General features: G+C 46.1%; 19 protein-coding genes. All 19 read left to right on the top strand.

Going from position 1 to position 19,204, the window contains the following annotated elements:
- The first annotated feature begins 5 nt into the window (after positions 1–5).
- The 19 genes from flhA to BLQ53_RS06915 all read left to right on the top strand — a co-directional run bounded on the left by flhA (position 6) and on the right by BLQ53_RS06915 (position 19,135).
- A complete protein-coding gene (gene flhA, locus BLQ53_RS07005; RefSeq protein ID WP_093726581.1) occupies positions 6–2,039 on the top strand; it encodes a flagellar biosynthesis protein FlhA in 2,034 nt (677 codons plus the stop codon).
- On the top strand, positions 2,036–3,136 hold the full coding sequence (gene flhF, locus BLQ53_RS07000) for a flagellar biosynthesis GTPase FlhF (RefSeq protein ID WP_093726580.1): 1,101 nt from the start codon (positions 2,036–2,038) through the stop codon (positions 3,134–3,136). Before flhA ends, flhF begins: the two co-directional genes overlap by 4 nt.
- Positions 3,129–4,016: a MinD/ParA family protein gene (locus tag BLQ53_RS06995; protein ID WP_170829604.1), complete on the top strand. Its 888-nt coding sequence runs from the start codon at positions 3,129–3,131 to the stop codon at positions 4,014–4,016. Before flhF ends, BLQ53_RS06995 begins: the two co-directional genes overlap by 8 nt.
- Positions 3,988–5,064 (top strand): protein-glutamate methylesterase/protein-glutamine glutaminase, encoded by a 1,077-nt coding sequence (locus tag BLQ53_RS06990; RefSeq protein WP_093726578.1) that lies wholly within the window; start codon positions 3,988–3,990, stop codon positions 5,062–5,064. Before BLQ53_RS06995 ends, BLQ53_RS06990 begins: the two co-directional genes overlap by 29 nt.
- Positions 5,055–7,055: a chemotaxis protein CheA gene (locus BLQ53_RS06985; RefSeq protein ID WP_093726577.1), complete on the top strand. Its 2,001-nt coding sequence runs from the start codon at positions 5,055–5,057 to the stop codon at positions 7,053–7,055. Before BLQ53_RS06990 ends, BLQ53_RS06985 begins: the two co-directional genes overlap by 10 nt.
- Positions 7,056–7,067: 12 nt before the next feature.
- On the top strand, positions 7,068–7,538 hold the full coding sequence (locus BLQ53_RS06980) for a chemotaxis protein CheW (RefSeq protein WP_093726576.1): 471 nt from the start codon (positions 7,068–7,070) through the stop codon (positions 7,536–7,538).
- Positions 7,538–8,182 carry a chemotaxis protein CheC gene (locus BLQ53_RS06975; RefSeq protein WP_093726575.1) on the top strand — a complete coding sequence of 215 codons (645 nt, stop codon included), beginning with the start codon at positions 7,538–7,540 and terminating at the stop codon, positions 8,180–8,182. Before BLQ53_RS06980 ends, BLQ53_RS06975 begins: the two co-directional genes overlap by 1 nt.
- Positions 8,175–8,669 carry a chemotaxis protein CheD gene (locus tag BLQ53_RS06970; RefSeq protein ID WP_093726574.1) on the top strand — a complete coding sequence of 165 codons (495 nt, stop codon included), beginning with the start codon at positions 8,175–8,177 and terminating at the stop codon, positions 8,667–8,669. The genes BLQ53_RS06975 and BLQ53_RS06970 overlap by 8 nt, the downstream gene beginning before the upstream one ends.
- A gap of 50 nt (positions 8,670–8,719) precedes the next feature.
- Positions 8,720–9,496: a FliA/WhiG family RNA polymerase sigma factor gene (locus BLQ53_RS06965; protein WP_093726799.1), complete on the top strand. Its 777-nt coding sequence runs from the start codon at positions 8,720–8,722 to the stop codon at positions 9,494–9,496.
- A gap of 36 nt (positions 9,497–9,532) precedes the next feature.
- Complete coding sequence (locus BLQ53_RS06960) at positions 9,533–10,006, top strand: DUF6115 domain-containing protein (protein WP_093726573.1); 474 nt, start codon at positions 9,533–9,535, stop codon at positions 10,004–10,006.
- 164 nt (positions 10,007–10,170) lie between these two features.
- A complete protein-coding gene (gene rpsB, locus BLQ53_RS06955) occupies positions 10,171–10,917 on the top strand; it encodes a 30S ribosomal protein S2 (protein ID WP_093726572.1) in 747 nt (248 codons plus the stop codon).
- Positions 10,918–10,998: 81 nt separating this feature from the next.
- On the top strand, positions 10,999–11,880 hold the full coding sequence (tsf, locus tag BLQ53_RS06950; protein WP_093726571.1) for a translation elongation factor Ts: 882 nt from the start codon (positions 10,999–11,001) through the stop codon (positions 11,878–11,880).
- A gap of 67 nt (positions 11,881–11,947) precedes the next feature.
- Positions 11,948–12,673, top strand: a complete 726-nt coding sequence (gene pyrH, locus BLQ53_RS06945; protein ID WP_093726570.1) for a UMP kinase — start codon at positions 11,948–11,950, stop codon at positions 12,671–12,673.
- The gene (gene frr / locus BLQ53_RS06940; RefSeq protein ID WP_093726569.1) at positions 12,673–13,230 is read left to right on the top strand and encodes a ribosome recycling factor; all 558 of its coding nucleotides are present in this window, start codon (positions 12,673–12,675) and stop codon (positions 13,228–13,230) included. The genes pyrH and frr overlap by 1 nt, the downstream gene beginning before the upstream one ends.
- A 144-nt stretch (positions 13,231–13,374) precedes the next feature.
- The gene (locus BLQ53_RS06935) at positions 13,375–14,139 is read left to right on the top strand and encodes an undecaprenyl pyrophosphate synthase (protein ID WP_093726568.1); all 765 of its coding nucleotides are present in this window, start codon (positions 13,375–13,377) and stop codon (positions 14,137–14,139) included.
- Positions 14,140–14,154: 15 nt separating this feature from the next.
- Entirely contained in the window at positions 14,155–14,979 is an 825-nt protein-coding gene (locus tag BLQ53_RS06930) for a phosphatidate cytidylyltransferase (RefSeq protein WP_093726567.1), read from the top strand.
- A 25-nt stretch (positions 14,980–15,004) separates the two neighbouring features.
- Positions 15,005–16,150, top strand: coding sequence for a 1-deoxy-D-xylulose-5-phosphate reductoisomerase (gene dxr, locus BLQ53_RS06925; protein WP_093726566.1), 1,146 nt, complete (start codon positions 15,005–15,007; stop codon positions 16,148–16,150).
- 15 nt (positions 16,151–16,165) lie between these two features.
- Complete coding sequence (rseP, locus tag BLQ53_RS06920; protein WP_093726565.1) at positions 16,166–17,422, top strand: RIP metalloprotease RseP; 1,257 nt, start codon at positions 16,166–16,168, stop codon at positions 17,420–17,422.
- Between the two features lie 15 nt (positions 17,423–17,437).
- Positions 17,438–19,135, top strand: a complete 1,698-nt coding sequence (locus BLQ53_RS06915; RefSeq protein ID WP_093726564.1) for a proline--tRNA ligase — start codon at positions 17,438–17,440, stop codon at positions 19,133–19,135.
- The last annotated feature ends 69 nt before the right edge of the window (positions 19,136–19,204 follow it).

The raw sequence follows: 19,204 nt of genomic DNA, 5'->3' as shown, positions 1-19,204 counted from the left end.
TCAACATGAAACTTAAGGATATGTCAGTACTTATAGCAGTAATTTTAGTGATCGTCATGCTCGTCATCCCGATGCCGGGCTGGCTTTTGAGCATTTTGATCCTGACGAATATCTCGCTTGCTTTGATAGTTATTCTCGTGTCGATGAATACCGAGGAAGCGCTGCAATTTTCGATCTTTCCTTCTCTCTTACTTTTGCTGACGCTGTTCCGCTTGGCATTGAATATCTCCACCACTAGAGCCATCCTCTCTGAAGGACACGCCGGTGGGGTAGTAGAGACGTTCGGCAGCTTCGTGATCGGGGGTAACCCGCTTGTCGGCTTTGTCGTTTTCATCATTTTGGTCATCATCCAATTCCTGGTTATCACAAAAGGATCGGAGCGAGTTTCTGAAGTGGCTGCCCGTTTCACCCTTGATGCGATGCCAGGAAAGCAGATGAGTATCGATGCTGACTTGAATGCAGGCATGATATCTGATGTGGAGGCAAAAAAACGCCGAGAAAAAGTAGAGAATGAAGCCGATTTCTACGGTGCAATGGATGGTGCGAGCAAGTTCGTAAAAGGTGATGCCATTGCTGGGATCATCATCGTGTTGATCAATATTGTTTTCGGTTTGATCATCGGAATGATGCAATTGGGGATGAGCTTCCAGGAAGCAATCAATACGTATATGCGTCTTACGGTAGGTGATGGATTGGTAACACAGATCCCGGCAATCCTGATTTCTACTGCAACAGGTATCGTTGTGACAAGGGTAGCTTCAGAAGGGAACCTCGGCAGTGATGTAACCAAACAGCTATTCCGTTTTCCTAGCTTGCTGTACATCGCAGCAGGTACGATCTTCCTGCTTGGTTTGACACCGATCAACTTCTTCCTGACAACTTCCATCGCCGCCATACTTGCTGGTGCCGCCTTCTTCCTATCCCGGGCACAGAAGAAAGAAGAGACGATAAGCGTCGAGTCGGAAGATGTACAGGAGGAGACTTCGATGAAGTCTTCCGACAATGTAGTGAACCTGCTCAGTATGGATCCGATCGAATTCGAATTCGGCTATGCACTCATACCGCTGGCTGATACGAATCAAGGCGGAGACTTGCTTGATCGGATTGTCATGATCCGTAAGCAGCTGGCAATCGAGCTCGGTATTGTCATCCCGGTTGTTCGTATACGCGATAATATCCAGCTTGGACCAAATGAATATCGTTTGAAGATCAAAGGAAATGAAGTGGCAGCCGGTGAAGTGCTGCTTGACCATTACTTAGCGATGAGTCCGGGAGTCGAAGATGATGGCTTGGATGGTATCGATACGCTAGAACCAGCTTTTGGTTTACCTGCCAAATGGATCAGTGAGGAAACGAAGGATGAAGCAGAGCTTTCCGGCTATACAGTAGTCGATCCTCCATCGGTTGTATCGACTCATATTACGGAAACGATCAAACGCCATGCCCATGAACTGCTCGGCAGACAGGAAACGAAACAGCTAATCGATCATTTGAAGGAATCGTATCCGATTCTTGCAGAGGAAGTGACACCAGAGCCGCTTTCCGTCGGGGATGTGCAAAAGGTGCTGGCAAAATTGCTGCGTGAGCATGTATCTGTCAGGAACTTGCCGGTCATTTTCGAGACTTTGGCTGATTTTGGCCGGATGACAACGGATACCGATTTGCTTGCAGAATACGCTCGCCAAGCACTAGCGCCGCAAATCACCAAGCAATATGTCCAAAATAGACAGCCATTACAAGTCATTACCGTTTCTGGGGCTGTCGAGAAATTGATAGCCGACCATATTCAGCAAACAGAACATGGAAACTATTTGTCCCTGGATCCGGAATCACAGCAAAAAATCGTACAGTCAGTCATGGAACAGGCAGAACGTTTGTCATTGCGGGAAGAGACAGTCATCGTTTTATGTTCTCCTACGGTCCGCATGTACATACGCCAGCTGCTTGATCGCAGTCTGCCTCATGCAGTCGTACTATCCTACAATGAATTGGACAATACAACAGAAATCAGAAGTGTCGGGATGGTGAATGTCGCATGAAAATGAAGAAATATACAGCTGCTACGATGCCTGAAGCGATGATTCAAATCAGACGGGAACTTGGCAAGGATGCAGTCATCCTGCGCACGAAAGAACTGACAAGCGGCGGTATCTTCGGTCTGTTTAAGAAGAAGCGGATCGAAGTCATCGCAGCACTTGACCCTGATGTCACCAACGGAAGCCACACAGTGCAAAAAACTGTGATTTCAAGGGCCGCGCCTCTGCCGAAAGCAGAGAAGGTTTCGGCTGATAAGGATTTATCAGCTGAAATCGCAGCGCTTAAACAGGAAGTGAAGTCTGCCATTTCCAATCAGACTAGACATTATGCCCTGCCGCTGCAAGGATTGTATGATCGACTACTGCACAATGAGGTTCATCCGCAGATTGCTTCCGAGCTGATGGAACATCTTCTAGGGAATGACTCCGATGAGGATGCCGAACAGGTACTTTATGAGAATTTGGTAAAACGGTTTGAAAAGGTTCAAACGCCAGTACAGTTCGAGAAGAAGTTCATCCATCTTGTAGGTCCGACCGGAGTAGGCAAGACAACAACCATTGCCAAACTGGCTGCCAAAAGCGCTTTGGTCGATCAGAAGAGAGTTGCATTTATCACGACAGACACATATAGGATTGCGGCCATCGATCAGCTCAGGACGTACGCCAAAATATTGGAAGTACCGCTGGAAGTTGCTTATTCGCTTGAAGACTATAAGGCTGCAAGGGAAAAGCTTGCCGATTATGATTTGGTTTTCGTTGATACTGCAGGCAGGAATTTCAAAGATTCAGCTTACGTCAAAGAGCTGGAGCACACACTTGATTTGCATCATGAGGCAGAATCTTATCTGGCATTGTCCCTCACAACGAGGGCCGGTGATTTATCCGAAGTTTACGAACAGTTTGCGCATTTACCGATCAAGCAGTTCATATTCACGAAGATGGATGAAGCAAGCTGCTATGGCGGCATATTGAATTTGATTCAGCAAGCCCATATAGGCGTTGCTTATCTGACGCATGGTCAGGATGTACCAGATGATATTCTCGTCCCTTCTGCATCTTATCTGGCGAAAAGTGTGATGGAGGCGACTGCTCGTGTATGATCAAGCTGCTAAACTCCGGGCAAGCATCCAGCGGAAGTCACTGGCACGCACTGTAGCTATAGCCAGCGGGAAAGGCGGAGTTGGCAAATCGAATGTTGCGCTGAACTTTTCTTTAGCACTGGGTAAGCTTGGAAAATCGGTACTGCTTATCGATCTGGATCTTGGTATGGGGAATATTGAAATACTGCTGGGCACTTCGGCTAAACGATCTTTTGTGGAAATGATCGAGAACAGATTAAGGATAGAAGAGATCGCAGAAGCCGGACCAGATGGTCTCCACTTCATTGCCGCTGGTGCAGCAATGGATGAATTTTTCCGGATGGATCGAGCGGGGGTTGCCCATTTCCAGCAGGAATTTGAAAGGGCCCAGCGGCTATACGACTTTGTGATCCTGGATATGGGGGCCGGTTTAACTGAAGAAAGTGCAGGTTTCATTTTGGCAGCGGACGAAAGTATCATCATCACGACTACCGAACCGACGAGTATGATGGACGCTTATGCGCTGATCAAACATATCAAGAACCGGAATGCTGATCTACCAATGTACCTCCTAGTCAATCGGGCAATGGATAAGCGAGAAGGGCGGGATACCGCTGCCCGCATGAAGGAAGTGGTGCAGACTTTCCTCCAAGCAGAAATCGTTCTCCTGGGAATTCTTCCGGAAGATAAACAGATTCCTAAATCAGTAAAGATGCAGGAGCCGTTTATAAATCAGAAGGAGTCCAAAGCAGGAGCCATCATCAAGCAGCTCGCAGCCAATTATCTGAAACCTAAGGAAGAAACGACAGCTAAAGTAAGAACATCATTCATTGGCAGATTAAAAGATATCTGGATGGGGGGAGGAGGAGCCAATGGGAAAAATACGCGTTTTGGTCGTTGATGATTCCGCTTTTATGCGAAAAATCATTTCGGACCTCTTGAATAGCGATGATCGGCTTGAAGTCATCGGAACAGCTCGTAACGGCAAGGACGGATTGGGACAAATCAGTCAGCTAAAGCCTGATGTAGTGACAATGGATGTCGAGATGCCGATTATGAATGGGATCGATGCACTGAAGGAAATCATGCAGAAGCATCCGCTGCCGGTGGTCATGCTCTCCAGCCTGACAAAGCAAGGTGCGGATATGACCATTCATGCCATGTCAATTGGTGCGGTTGATTTCATTGCAAAGCCTTCTGGTTCGATATCCTTGGATTTGGACAAGGTGCGGGATGAGCTGGTTGTCAAAGTTGTAGCAGCGTCAGCTTCCCGCCTGTCGGTTAAACAGCAAGTCAAAACCGCTGATGTGAAGATGATTGCAAAGACGCCTGGAAGGAAACGAGCTGATCGGAGTCTTGTAGCGATCGGCACATCTACCGGAGGTCCGCGAGCTTTGCAGGAAGTAGTCGGAAAACTTCCATCTGCGCTGGCTGCGCCAGTTGTCGTTGTGCAGCATATGCCGGTAGGGTTCACAAAATCCTTGGCAGAACGCTTGGACGGATTGAGTGTGATAAAAGTCAAAGAAGCCCAGCAAAATGAAACATTGAAAAATGGCGTGGTTTACATTGCACCCGGAGGCCAGCATCTGACGATCGAGCAGGCAGACAGCCAGCTTATTGCCAAACTGACGATGGAGGATCCCGTGAAAGGGCATCGTCCTTCTGTGGATCGTATGTTCGCATCAATCAGCAGTTTAGAAAATGTGGATATTTGTACTGTCATTATGACAGGCATGGGGGCGGATGGAACGGATGGCTTACGCAAAATCAGAGAGAGGCAGCCATCTGTATACAGTATCGGTGAATCGGCCGAATCCTGTGTTGTGTATGGTATGCCAAGAGCTGCTGCAGAAGCAGGATTGCTCCATCATGTATGTCCGGTACAGTCCATCGCTGCAGCTATACAACAGAGGGTCAATCTTTTAGAGGGGGTCAACCAATGGAAATAGATCAGTATTTAGGTGTATTCATTGAAGAAAGCAAAGAACATCTGCAAAGCTTGAATCAGCATTTGCTGGAACTGGAAAAACAGCCTGAGGATATCGGATTGGTCAATGAAATCTTCCGCTCCGCGCATACGCTGAAAGGTATGTCCGCCACGATGGGGTACCAGGACTTGGCTAATTTGACGCATCAGATGGAGAACGTACTCGATGCAATCCGGAACCACCAGCTTACAATCAATCCAGATATACTGGATATCGTATTTGAGGCTGTGGATAATCTGGAAGAAATGGTACTGGATATCGAATCAGGAGGAGCAGGGACCAAAGAAGTAACAGAATTGGTTCGTCAGCTGGAAGCGATTGAGTCTGGTGAAGCGCTGCATCAAAGCAATGCAGCAGCTGAACACAAAACACCTGAAGAGGAATCCAGTCTTCTTTTGGATGAGTTCGAACTGGCTGTATTGCGTGAGAGTGAAGAAAAAGGATTCCAGAACTTCTACACGAAAGTCACTTTGCGCGAAGACTGTATGCTGAAAGCAGCCCGTGTGTACATGGTATTCGAAGTACTTGAATCGTTAGGAGAAGTAGTTAAATCCAATCCTGATGTTTCCCAGCTTGAAGATGAGGCATTTGATCTGACGTTTGAAGTATTACTCGTTACAAAAGAACCGAAAGAACTTATCGAGGAAAAAATCCTGAAAGTATCCGAAATAGATGCCGTTTCGATCCAGAATTTCTTCATCGATACATATAAGCATGTCCAGGATGCAGCAAATGAAGAAACAGCAGCTGCCGTGATGGAAGAAAAAACAGAAGCGATGACAACCGAGAAAAAAGCGCAGCAAAGCAATAAGACGATCCGTGTGAATATCGAACGTCTTGATATCTTGATGAACCTGTTCGAGGAACTGGTAATCGATCGAGGCAGACTTGAACAGATCGCTGAAGAAGTAAAGCATCCGGAACTGCATGAGACAGTGGAGCGAATGGCCAGGATTTCCGGTGACCTTCAAAGCATCGTATTGACAATGCGCATGGTTTCCATTGACCAAGTATTCAATCGATTCCCGCGTATGGTGCGCCAGCTTGCCAAAGATTTGGGCAAGAAAATCGATTTGCAGATTGAAGGTGCTGAAACAGAGCTCGATCGTACAGTCATCGATGAAATTGGTGATCCACTAGTGCATCTGATTCGAAACAGCTTGGATCATGGTATCGAAACCCCGGAAGTAAGACGGGGACTAGGAAAGCCGGAAACGGGAACTATCAAGCTGAAAGCCTACCATTCTGGCAACCACGTCTTTATCGACATCAGTGATGATGGCGCCGGGATCAATCGGAAGAAAATTACGGATAAAGCAATCAATAATGGTCTTATCACAAAAGAACAAGCAGCAATCATGAATGACAACCAAATATTCGGCTTGATCATGGAAAGCGGCTTTTCCACGGCTGAAACCATTTCGGATATTTCCGGTCGCGGTGTAGGGCTGGATGTCGTCCGGAATACAATCGAATCACTTGGCGGTACGATTACGATAAGTTCCGAAGAAGGAAAAGGATCAATGTTCAGCATCGAGCTGCCGCTGACTTTGTCCATCATCAGTGTGTTGCTAGTGGAAATCCAAAAAGAGAAATACGCTGTTCCGCTTTCCTCTATCATCGAAACAGCCATCATTCCAAAATCGGACATCATGCATGTGCATAATCAGGCTGTAATCGATTTTCGCGGAAGAGTCGTTCCCCTTGTTTCGTTGAAAGATGTATTCCAAGTACCAAATGTGTATGAGGAGACGGATTATTACTCTGTCGTCATCATCAAAAAAGGTGATAAGTCGGCTGGCTTGATCGTGGATGGGTTTATCGGCCAGCAAGAGATCGTACTTAAATCTCTCGGAAACTACTTGACTGAGATATTTGCTATTTCCGGTGCCACTATTTTAGGAGATGGTCAAGTGGCGCTTATCATTGACAGCAATGCGCTAATCAAATAAGGAGGGTTTATCATGGCAGAAGAAATCGTACAAGATGTAAAAGTGATCGTTTTTCAATTGAAAAACGAAGAATATGCAGTACCAGTTACACAAGTAGGTTCAATCGAGAAGATGGAACACATTACCAGGGTCCCGAATACGGAAGATTTCATCAAAGGTGTCATCAACATGCGCGGGGTCGTTACGCCGATAGTTGATTTGAGAAGCCGTCTTGGGCTGGAGGAAACCCCAGTCGATGAAAACACGAGAATCATCATCGTGGACTTGGAGGAGACCTCGATTGGTTTGATTGTTGATGCAGCCAATGATGTCGTCGATATTCCAGTCAATAAAATCGAAGAAGCGCCACAAGTGATCGGAGCAATCGATATAGATTACATTGACGGAGTAGTGAATTTGGAGGACAGACTTGTCATCTTGCTTGATCTTAGAAAAGTCCTGAAATTCCATGAGATCGAAGCAATCAAGTCTATCGAAAGCTGATGTATGATCTTCAGCATATAACGGAAGATCAGCTGGATGCATTGAAGGAAGCTGGTAATATCGGGGCAGGCAATGCTGCTACTGCTCTTTCCACCTTACTTCAGCAGGACATTGACATGAAGGTTCCTGCGGTCAGAATTTGTCACTTCAATGAATTAATCGAATCAATCGGCGGAGCCGAACAGCCGCTGGCGGCTATTTATCTCAGAGTTCAGGGGGATGCACCTGGAAATATGTTTTTCCTCCTGGAGCCAAAAGAAGCGGAGCTATTCGTCCATTATATAACCGGTGATGCGAGTTTTTCATGGTCCAATACATCCAAAGATGACATCAACCTTTCTGCTTTGAATGAGATGGGAAATATACTGGCAGGAAGCTATCTGTCCGCAATAAGCGACTTCTCGAAAGTGAATATGCAGCCATCAGTTCCGCAGATCAGTGTCGATATGGGTGGTGCCATCCTGGCTAATGGTTTGATTGAAATCGCTCAGGAGAGTGATTATACAGTTGTCATTGATACTGTCATCTCACTCAGCCATCCAAATCAGCAGCAACATATGGTCGAAGGTAAATTCCTGCTTCTGCTCGACCCCGAAGCATTCGGCTATTTATTCCGTGCTTTAGGAGTCGAAGAAGATGACTGAAACGGAAATATTGCATGTAGGGATAGCTGATGCCAAAATCGCCGTCCATCCACAGCATCTCCGTACTGCTGGACTTGGATCATGTGTCGGAGTTGTCATTTATGATAAACAAAAAAGGGTGGCGGGTATGGCGCATGTCATGCTTCCGGATTCGAACCTTGCCAAGCAAGCACAGATGAACCGCAATAAATATGCAGATACTGCCATGGATGATTTAATCGCGAACCTCGTGAGGCAAGGGGCGAGCAACAATCGCTTCAAAGCCAAGCTTGCAGGAGGAGCACAGATGTTTTCTTTTATGTCGACTGATGAAAAGATGCGGATTGGGCCGCGTAATATCGAAGCAGTGGAACAAAAGCTTCGGGAATATCGGATACCTATCGAGAGCAAGGATGTCGGGGGCACCAATGGACGTACGATTGAATTTGACACGGAGACATGTGGATTGAAGATAAAAACAGTTAATAAAGAGGAAGCGATCATATAATGGAGCAGCTTCAAGCTTGGGACAGAGCAGCAAACAAAGGAGGGAGTTTCATGATCAGTTATGGATCGGAAACAGAACAGCAGTATTGGAACAGCTGGTTTTATAAGAAAGATAACGAAGCTGCCAATGAATTGATGCGGATGTATATGCATGTTGTCGAATACCATACGCAGCGCATCGCTGCTCACCTCCCCTCCAGTGTGAGCAGGGATGATGTCAGAAGCTTCGGTTATACAGGGTTGTATGATGCTTTACAAAAGTTCGAACCAAGCAGGGATCTCAAATTTGAAACCTATGCTTCCTTCCGTGTCAGAGGTGCCATCATGGACGGTCTGCGGAAGGAAGACTGGCTTCCCCGTACGGTGCGGGATAAAGTGAAAAAAATAGAAGCAGCGGCTGCTGCGCTGGAACAATCGCTGGAAAGGAAACCGACCAGCATGGAGATTGCCAAGTCCACTGGATTAAGTCGGGATGAAGTGGAAGAAGCTGTGCGTGATGCGTTATTTTCCAATGTCCTCTCGATGGATGACAAACCAGCCCTGCCAAAGCAGGACAAACAAGATACAAGCTATGTCCTGCCGGATCTCAAGACACCCCAACCGGAAGAAGCAATGCTGCAAAAGGAACTCTTAAGCCAGCTGACAGACAGCATCAAGCAGCTGAATGATCATGAACAGCTGGTGATCAGCCTTTTTTACAAAGAAGAATTGACGTTTACAGAAATCGGTCACATACTGGAATTGACGACATCACGAATTTCACAGATTCACAAACGTGCCGTTTTTAAATTACGGGAATCCCTAGCCAAGCTTTCAGCAATCAGCTGAAAGCTATTTCCACTTTATATAGAAAGAAGGTTTTCCATGCTCACACTATTAGTCTATGCCAGCCTTCTGCTTCATGTATTGACTTTCATCGCTATCCGAACATTGCAATCAAAGGTGACGTATCAGGAAAGCCAGCATCAAGAGGAGAAGAGAGCATATGAAGCGATGCTCGGTACCATCCTTGAAGAACTCAGGGAAGAGAATGAGCGACTTCTGAACGGAAAGCAATCACCAAAGGTACCTGAAACTCCCACTGTAAAAGAAAAAAACAGTCAGCCTGATGCCATTGCGGAAACAGGGGAGGACAAAGAACTTGAATCAGAGTATTCACCTCCGCAGCCGGCAGAAGCAGAAGATGATCTATCCATGTCCAATCTAGGGCGCGTGCTGCAGCTGGCAGACCTTGGTCTGTCAGCTGCGGCGATTGCAAAACAGCTTGGAATGGGCAAAACGGAAGTGGAATTGATACTTTTGATGAAGAAAAATGGGGAAAAGAACAGAAATAGCTGAGAAACATGTCTAAGATGCTTGATTGACGGAAATAGCTGTGCTATATTTATTTTTGGTGTTAATACACACGTCTGCCGATTTTTACGGGAGGTGCTGACAAACTGTCAGTTCCCGATAAAAGATGAAGCAGTCGGAGGAGAAAAAACCATTAGGAGGAAAACACTATGTCAGTCATTTCAATGAAACAATTGCTTGAAGCTGGTGTTCATTTCGGTCACCAGACTCGCCGTTGGAACCCAAAAATGAAGAAATATATCTTCACTGAGCGTAACGGCATCTACATCATCGACCTTCAGAAAACGGTCAAGAAAGTCGACGAAGCGTACAACTACGTGAAAGAACTTGCTGCTGATGGCGGTACAATCCTATTCGTAGGTACGAAGAAACAAGCACAGGAATCTGTGAAAGAAGAAGCTATCCGTTCTGGACAGTACTTTGTCAACCAACGCTGGTTGGGTGGTACACTTACTAACTTCCAGACTATCCGCAAACGTATCAACCGTTTGAAATCCATCGAGCGCATGGAAGAAGACGGTACTTTCGAAGTACTTCCTAAGAAAGAAGTAGTAGGTTTGCTTAAAGAAAAAGAACGTCTTGTAAAATTCCTTGGCGGTATCAAAGACATGGAAAGAATTCCTGACGCTCTATTCGTTATCGACCCACGTAAAGAAAGAATCGCAATTGCAGAAGCTCACAAATTGAACATTCCAATCATCGGTATCGTTGATACGAACTGTGATCCGGACGAAATCGATTACGTGATCCCTGCAAATGACGACGCAATCCGCGCTGTCAAATTGCTTACTTCCAAAATGGCGGATGCTATCCTGGAATCCAAGCAAGGTGAAGAATTGGAAGACCAAGAAGCTCCAGCTGCTGAAGAAGAAGCTACAGAAGCTGTAAGCGAGTAATGGATGAAGGGTGATAAGGGGGGACCTTTTATCACCCTTTTTTAAAGACTAATTGTCCAAACCCTTAAGGAGGCATTTACGATGGCAATCACGGCACAAATGGTAAAAGAATTGCGCGAAAAAACGGGCGCAGGTATGATGGACTGTAAAAAAGCATTGACACAAACTGATGGTGATATGGAAAAAGCGATCGATTACCTTCGCGAGAACGGTATTGCGAAAGCTGCTAAGAAAGCAGACCGCGTTGCTGCGGAAGGTTCTACTTTCATCGCTACAGAAGGCGATTCTGCAGTATTGCTTGAAGTGAACTGTGAAACTGACTTCGTTACAAAAAACGATCAGTTCCAATCTTTACTTAACGAACTTGCACAGCACATCCTTGCTAACAAACCAGCAAGCGTGGAAGAAGCTCTTGATCAGAAAATTAATGAAGAGCAGACTGTTGGTGAGTACATCAACGCTGCGATTGCTAAAATTGGAGAAAAAATCTCCCTTCGCCGTTTTGCTCTAGTCAACAAAACGGAGAACCAAGCATTTGGTGCTTACATCCATGGCGGTGGACGTATCGGTGTATTGGCATTGCTTGATGGTACAACTGATGCTGAGCTTGGAAAAGATGTTGCAATGCACGTTGCAGCGGTAAACCCTCGCTACGTTTCCCGCGATGCAGTAGCTCCGGAAGAAGTGGAACGCGAGCGCGAAGTATTGAAAACACAAGCTCTAAACGAAGGTAAGCCAGAAAACATCGTTGAGAAGATGGTAGAAGGCCGCCTTGGTAAATTCTTCGAAGAAATCTGCTTGCTTGAACAAAGCTTCATCAAGGATCCAGATCAAAAAGTGAAGAAATACGTAACCGACAAAGGTGCTTCCGTTGTTAACTTTGTTCGTTATGAAGTTGGCGAAGGTATGGAAAAACGCGAAGATAACTTCGTTGATGAAGTAATGAGCCAAGTTAAAAAATAAGGACGACAAAAGAGAGGGGACACTTGGTGTTCCCTTTTTTACAAAATACATACCTTTGGAGGATCTGATGACTACAGCACGCTATAAAAGAATCGTATTGAAACTAAGTGGAGAAGCATTGAGCGGACAGGTAGGCTATGGTATCGAACCTTCCGTCATCCGCTCGATTGCGGAACAAGTGAAAGAAGTAGCTGAAATGGGAGTGGAAGTTGCGGTTGTTGTCGGCGGCGGTAACATCTGGCGCGGAAAAGTCGGCAGCGAAATGGGAATGGATCGCGCGAATGCTGACTACATGGGCATGCTTGCTACTGTGATGAATTCACTTGCGCTGCAGGATAGCCTGGAGAACCTTGGCATCCCGACGAGAGTGCAGACTTCCATTGAAATGCGTCAGGTAGCTGAGCCTTATATCCGCCGCAAGGCAATTCGTCACCTCGAGAAAAAACGTGTCGTCATCTTTGCAGCAGGTACAGGTAATCCATATTTCTCAACAGACACAACTGCGGCTTTGCGTGCAGCTGAAATCGAAGCAGAAGTCATCCTGATGGCTAAGAATAACGTCGATGGTGTATATAATGCAGATCCTAAACTAGTAGCAGATGCAGTGAAGTATGACTCATTGACATATTTGGATGTCCTGAATGAAGGACTGGGCGTCATGGATTCGACTGCTTCCTCACTATGTATGGATAATGATATTCCATTGCTTGTCTTCTCTATCAGCGAAAAAGGAAATATCAAAAAAGCGGTTTCCGGTGAGAGCATCGGAACGATTATCAGGGGGAATAACTAATGTCAACAGCAATCATTTCGGATGCGCAAAGCAAAATGACACAAGCAGTACAGGCTTTCTCGAGACAGCTGGCAACTGTACGTGCAGGTCGTGCGAATCCATCTCTTTTAGATAGTGTCTATGTAGATTATTATGGGGCATCCACACCATTGAATCAGCTCGCAAGCGTCACTGCTCCGGAAGCACGTATGCTTGTGATCACACCTTATGACAAAACTGCGATTTCTGACATCGAAAAAGCGATTCAAAAAGCAGACTTAGGTCTTTCTCCTTCCAGCGACGGTAATTTGATCCGGCTGAGCATCCCTGCATTGACAGAGGAGCGCCGGAAAGAATTGGTCAAGGTTGTGTCCAAGTATTTGGAAGAAGCAAAAGTACAAATTCGTAATGTTCGTCGTGACAGCAACGAGCAGCTTAAGAAAGCCGAAAAGAATAAAGAAATCACGGAAGATGATTTGAAGGGCTTCCAGGATGATGTGCAAACGGAAACGGATAAGCATATCAGCCAGCTTGAAGGTCTTGCGAAAGACAAAGAAAAAGAAATAATGGAAGTTTGACCCTTAACCATGTAAAATAAGTAGTACAAGACCCTCTTGCCAAAGGGGGTTTTTGCTCTTTTTGTGAGAAACAAAGAGCAGTACTGCACAGGGCACCTATGGCTACCTAGTCATCAGAGAATAAAGCCCAATGGAGGATTCAAGATGATTAAACTTCCTTTTTTCAACAGGAAAAGAAGAATAGAATTACAGCCGTCGACACTGCAGCTTGAGAATATCCCGGACCATGTGGCCATCATCATGGACGGAAATGGACGCTGGGCGAAAAAACGCGGACTTCCGAGGATTGCTGGACATAAAGAAGGGATGACGACAGTTCGGCGCATTGTAAAAGCTGCCAACCGGATTGATGTGAAGGTACTTACCTTATATGCCTTTTCCAAGGAAAATTGGAAACGTCCGCAAACAGAAGTGGATTTCTTGATGAAGCTGCCGAAGGAGTTTCTGACGACATACTTGCCGGAGCTTATCGAAGAGAATGTCAAGGTACAGACAATCGGAGACTTGGAAGGGCTGCCGTCCTTCACCAGGGAAGCTGTTAAAGAAGCGATGGAGAAGACCAAACATAATGATGGTCTAATCCTCAACTTTGCCTTGAACTATGGCGGACGGTATGAGCTTGTACATGCTGTAAAAAATATGATGCAGGACATCCACGACAATAAGCTGCAAATGACAGATATTGATGAAACGTGTATTTCCCGCTATTTATATACAGAAAAAATGGCAGACCCTGATTTGATAATCCGTACGAGCGGTGAGCACCGATTAAGCAACTTCCTCCTTTGGCAGAGTGCTTATGCAGAGCTCTGGTTTACGGAAGTACTGTGGCCTGATTTCGACGAGCTGCTGTTCGAGCAGGCAGTCAGTGATTTCCAGAACAGAAAACGGCGCTATGGCGGTATTTGAGGTGAATAATTAACAATGAAGCAACGATTGATTACAGCGATTATCGCAGGAATATTTTTCATGGTATTCGTGCTGCTTGGTAAGGTTTGGTTTGAGGCGTTCATTTATTTGATAGCGACCATCGCCTTCATCGAGCTTTTGCGTATGCGCAAAATAGCAAAATACAAAGTGCCATCCGTTGTGAGTGTCTTGCTGTTATGGGGACTGCTCTCCCCGGAATTGGGCATGATCAACACAATATTCGATATACATACCAATAAAACGGACATCTTGTTATTCTCCGTCATTCTTCTATTGAGCTACACGGTACTCGCAAAGAATCGGTTCACGTTTGAAGATGCGGGATTCCTGCTGATCACTGTTGTGTATATAGGATTCGGCTTCCTTTATTTCATCATTACAAGGAATGCCCCGAATGAAGTGATCGAAGGACATGTCGTAACCGGGTTATCCAAGTTCATTTTTGTACTGGTTGTTATATGGGCTACTGATTCAGGAGCTTATTTCTTCGGAAGAGCGTTTGGCAAACGTAAGCTATGGCCGACAATCAGCCCGAATAAAACGGTTGAAGGTGGTATCGGTGGACTTATTCTAGGCTGTATCGCCGGGGTTGTGTTCCATCTGGTTTCGCCTGTGAGCGGGTCCGTTTGGATCGTCGCCGGTGTTTGCATCTTGATTGCTGTCTTCGGGCAGCTTGGAGATATGGTCGAATCTGCTTTTAAACGGCATTATCTTGTAAAGGATTCCGGAAAAATCCTGCCGGGGCATGGCGGAATATTGGATCGCTTCGACAGTATGATTTTTGTTTTCCCAATCCTGCATTTAATTCAATTCATTTAATAGAGTATTAAGAGGAGCGTGTCCGATGAAAACAATCGCGTTATTAGGTGCAACTGGTTCAATCGGCCTTCAGACATTGGATGTCATCCGCAACCATCCGGAGGCGTTCCGGCTGCATAGCATGGCGTTTGGCCGTAATATTGAAAAAGCGATGCCGCTTATCAAGGAATTCGAACCGGCTGTTGTCGTCGTACAAGATGAATCGACAAAACAGAAGCTTCATCAGGCACTTCCACATGTAGAAATCCTGGTCGGTTCCAAGGGGATGGTAGCGATCAGTTCTGCCGGGGAAGTAGACGTCGTTGTAAATGCCGTTCTTGGCAGTATCGGTCTCGAGGCAACATTGGAAGCGATCCGCTCCAAAAAGCAAGTGGCATTTGCAAATAAAGAAACATTGGTCTCGGCTGGACACTTAGTCATGGCAGAAGCGAAAAAGCATGGTGTCAATCTGCTGCCGGTAGATAGTGAGCACGCAGCGATTTTCCAATGTCTGAACGGGGAGAAGCTCGAAGATGTAAACAAGCTGATCATCACTGCTTCCGGCGGAAGTTTCCGTGATAAGACAAGAGAAGAACTTAAGACTGTAACTTTGGAGGACGCACTGCGCCACCCGAACTGGAGCATGGGCCAGAAAATTACGATCGATTCGGCAACGATGATGAACAAAGGTTTGGAAGTCATCGAAGCTCATTGGCTCTTTGGAATCGATTATGAGGACATAGAAGTTGTCCAGCATCGGGAGAGCATCATCCATTCCATGGTCGAGTACAAGGATTACAGTGTCATCGCCCAGCTTGGCACACCTGATATGCGGGTACCGATCCAGTACGCCCTCACCTACCCTGAAAGACTTGATTTAGCAGTTTCAAAAAGGTTAAACTTAGTGGAAATAGGCAAACTCCACTTTGAAGAAATGAGTATGGAGCGATTCCCTTGTTTGCGTATGGCATATGAAGCAGGTAAGGCAGGAGGAACTGCCACCACTGTACTGAATGCGGCGAATGAGGAGGCGGTAGCCCTGTTTCTCGCAGGGAAAATCAATTTCCTGACGATAGAGGATTATGTAGCGCGGGCACTTGATGCACATGCTTATGAATCTTTCCCTTCTTTGGAAACAATCATGGAAACAGATCGTCTCACGCGGAGCCAAGTGAGGTCCTATATCCAATAAAGGCAGGTGCCCATTGTGACAACTATCATTGCGTTTATCCTAGTGTTCGGGCTGCTCGTTTTCGTGCATGAACTCGGACATTTGATTTTTGCGAAGCGAGCTGGCATGTTAGCACGTGAATTCGCCATCGGTTTTGGACCGAAGATTTTTACTTGGACGAAAAATGAAACTCTCTATACAATCAGACTGCTCCCGATCGGGGGGTACGTTCGTGTTGCCGGTGAAGATCCTGAAATCGTTGAATTGAAGCCAGGTCATCACATCGGGCTTGAGTTCAATGGAAAACAAGAAGTAACAAAGATTATTGTCAACAATAAATCCAAGCATCCGAACGCTCGTGTCATTGAAGTCGAGAATGCGGATCTGGATCACAGCCTGATGATTCATGGTTATGAGATAGGCGAGGAAGAACGCCTGTCTTTCCCTGTCCATGAGAAGGCGATGTATGTAATGGATGAGACGGAGACGCAAATCGCTCCTTATAATCGGCAATTCGCTTCCAAGAACAAGCGGCAGCGCGCAATGCAATTATTTGCCGGACCGCTGATGAATTTCCTGCTTGCGCTTGTGCTGTTTTTCATCCTTGCCCTTATACAGGGAGTACCAGCGGATAATGCGTCCGTAGGAACTGTACAAGATGGATCTGCTGCCCAAGAAGCCGGGATTGAGTCAGGGGATGAGATAACAGCAATCGACGGTACGTCGGTACAGACATGGGAAGAGTTTACGGCCATCGTCCGTGAAAATCCCGAAAAAGAGCTTGAAGCGACGATTGTCCGGGACGGGCAAGAACAGCAGCTGCAGATCACTCCTGCACTTGTGGAAAGCGGCGACCAGAAAATCGGTCAAATTGGTGTAACGCTCGCGATGGAGAAAGATTTCCTTGGCGCGATTCCTTATAGCTTCCAGCAAACATATGAATTCGGAACGATGATCATTACTAATTTGGGACAGCTCATAACCGGTCAGCTCAGTATCGATGCGCTATCCGGACCAGTTGGTATTTATGATGCGACAGATCAGGTCGTGAAAACAGGTCTGATCAATCTTATCCAGTGGACAGCATTGCTAAGTGTCAATCTTGGAATCGTCAATCTTGTCCCGCTTCCCGCACTTGATGGCGGACGTCTATTGTTCATCGGTGTGGAAGCATTGAGAGGCAAGCCGGTTGAGCCACAGAAAGAAGCGGTCGTCCACTTCATCGGATTCGCTTTGCTGATGCTTTTGATGATCGTGGTCACCTGGAATGATATACAGCGGTTATTTTTATGATGCAGAGGTGGAAGTATGCGACAAAGTAAAACATTTATCCCAACATTAAGAGAAGTGCCTGCAGATGCAGAAGCAATCAGCCATCAGCTGCTTGTAAAAGGCGGATATATCCGTCAGACTGCTTCTGGAATATACAGCTACCTGCCGCTCGGTACGAAGGTGCTGCGAAAAGTGGAAGCGATCATCCGTGAGGAATTGGATCGCATCGGTGCGAGCGAGATGCTCATGCCAGCACTGCAGCCGGCAGAGCTTTGGAAAGAGACAGGCCGCTGGAAGGTATACGGACCTGAACTGATGCGACTGCATGACCGGAATAATCGGGAATTCGCGCTGGGTCCTACTCATGAGGAAGTCACGACTAGCTTAGTACGTGATGAATTGAACAGCTATAAGAAATTACCGCTTACAGTGTATCAGATTCAAACGAAGTACCGGGATGAACAACGTCCTCGTTTTGGCCTTTTGCGCGGACGTGAATTCATCATGAAGGATGCGTATAGTTTCCATGCGGATTATGAAAGTCTGGATGAAGCCTATGAGACTATCTCTGACGCTTATCATCGCATCTTTAAACGAGTAGGCTTGAATTTCCGTGCCGTTGTCGCCGATTCAGGTGCAATGGGCGGAAAGGATACCCACGAATTCATGGCACTTGCTTCGATCGGGGAGGACACGATTGCCTTCAGTGATCAATCCGATTATGCGGCCAATATCGAGATGGCCCAAGTACTCGATCAAGGTCAAAAGCCTGAAGTGGATTCTATGCCTCTTGAAAAAATTGAAACACCGAACGTAAAGACGATGCAGCAAGTGGCGGATTATCTTGGTCACTCACTTGAAGAAGGTCTGAAAGCAGTTGTTTTCAAAGTGGATGATCGTCTTGTGATGGTCATTTCACGCGGCGATCATGAAATCAATGACATTAAAGTGAAGAATCTGTATCAAGCGCAAATTGTCGAACTTGCCGCTGAAGCGGAAGTGAAGCAAATGCTAGGTGCAGGATTCGGCTCGCTGGGACCGATCAATGTACCGGAAGAAATGGATGTCATTGCGGATAATGCGGTAAAATATGTGACAAATGTTACTTGCGGTGCCAATGAAGATGGTTTCCATTATAAGAATGTGAATCCGGAACGGGATTTCCGAGTAAAGCAATATGCTGATTTAAGATTCATTCAAGCTGGTGATCCATCACCAGACGGTCAAGGTACGATCCAATTTGCTGAGGGTATCGAAATTGGCCAGGTATTTAAGCTAGGCGAATTTTATGCCGATAAGATGCAAGCAACTTTCCTGGATGTACAAGGAAAGGCTAAAAACTTGATCATGGGCTGCTATGGTATTGGTGTATCGCGTACGCTTGCAGCTGCCGTCGAGCAGCACAGCAAGGAAGGCGCGATTGTATGGCCAAAATCCATCAGTCCATTCCAGGTGCATCTGATCAGCTTGAATCCTAAAAAAGACGAGCAGCGTGAACTGGCTGATCGTCTATATGAAAGATTACTTGAAGCGGGCGTCGATGTGTTGTACGATGATAGAAAGGAACGTGCCGGTGTCAAATTTGCTGATAGTGATTTGATCGGTATCCCAGTTCGCGTCACAGTCGGTAAACTTGCTGCTGATGGCGAAGTGGAAGTGAAGTTCCGCGATACTGAACAAGAAGCAGTTTCACATGAGAATGATCTGCTGGATCAAATAGCTGCTTATTTATAAAAATGTACAAGCCCTTGTCAAATCTTTGACAGGGGCTTTCGCAAGACCGCAGTACCACTAGCGGGGGAG

Origin of the sequence: Terribacillus halophilus (assembly GCF_900101385.1) — a bacterium.
GTDB lineage: Bacteria > Bacillota > Bacilli > Bacillales > Amphibacillaceae > Terribacillus > Terribacillus halophilus.
This window is presented reverse-complemented; position numbering and strand designations above follow the sequence as displayed.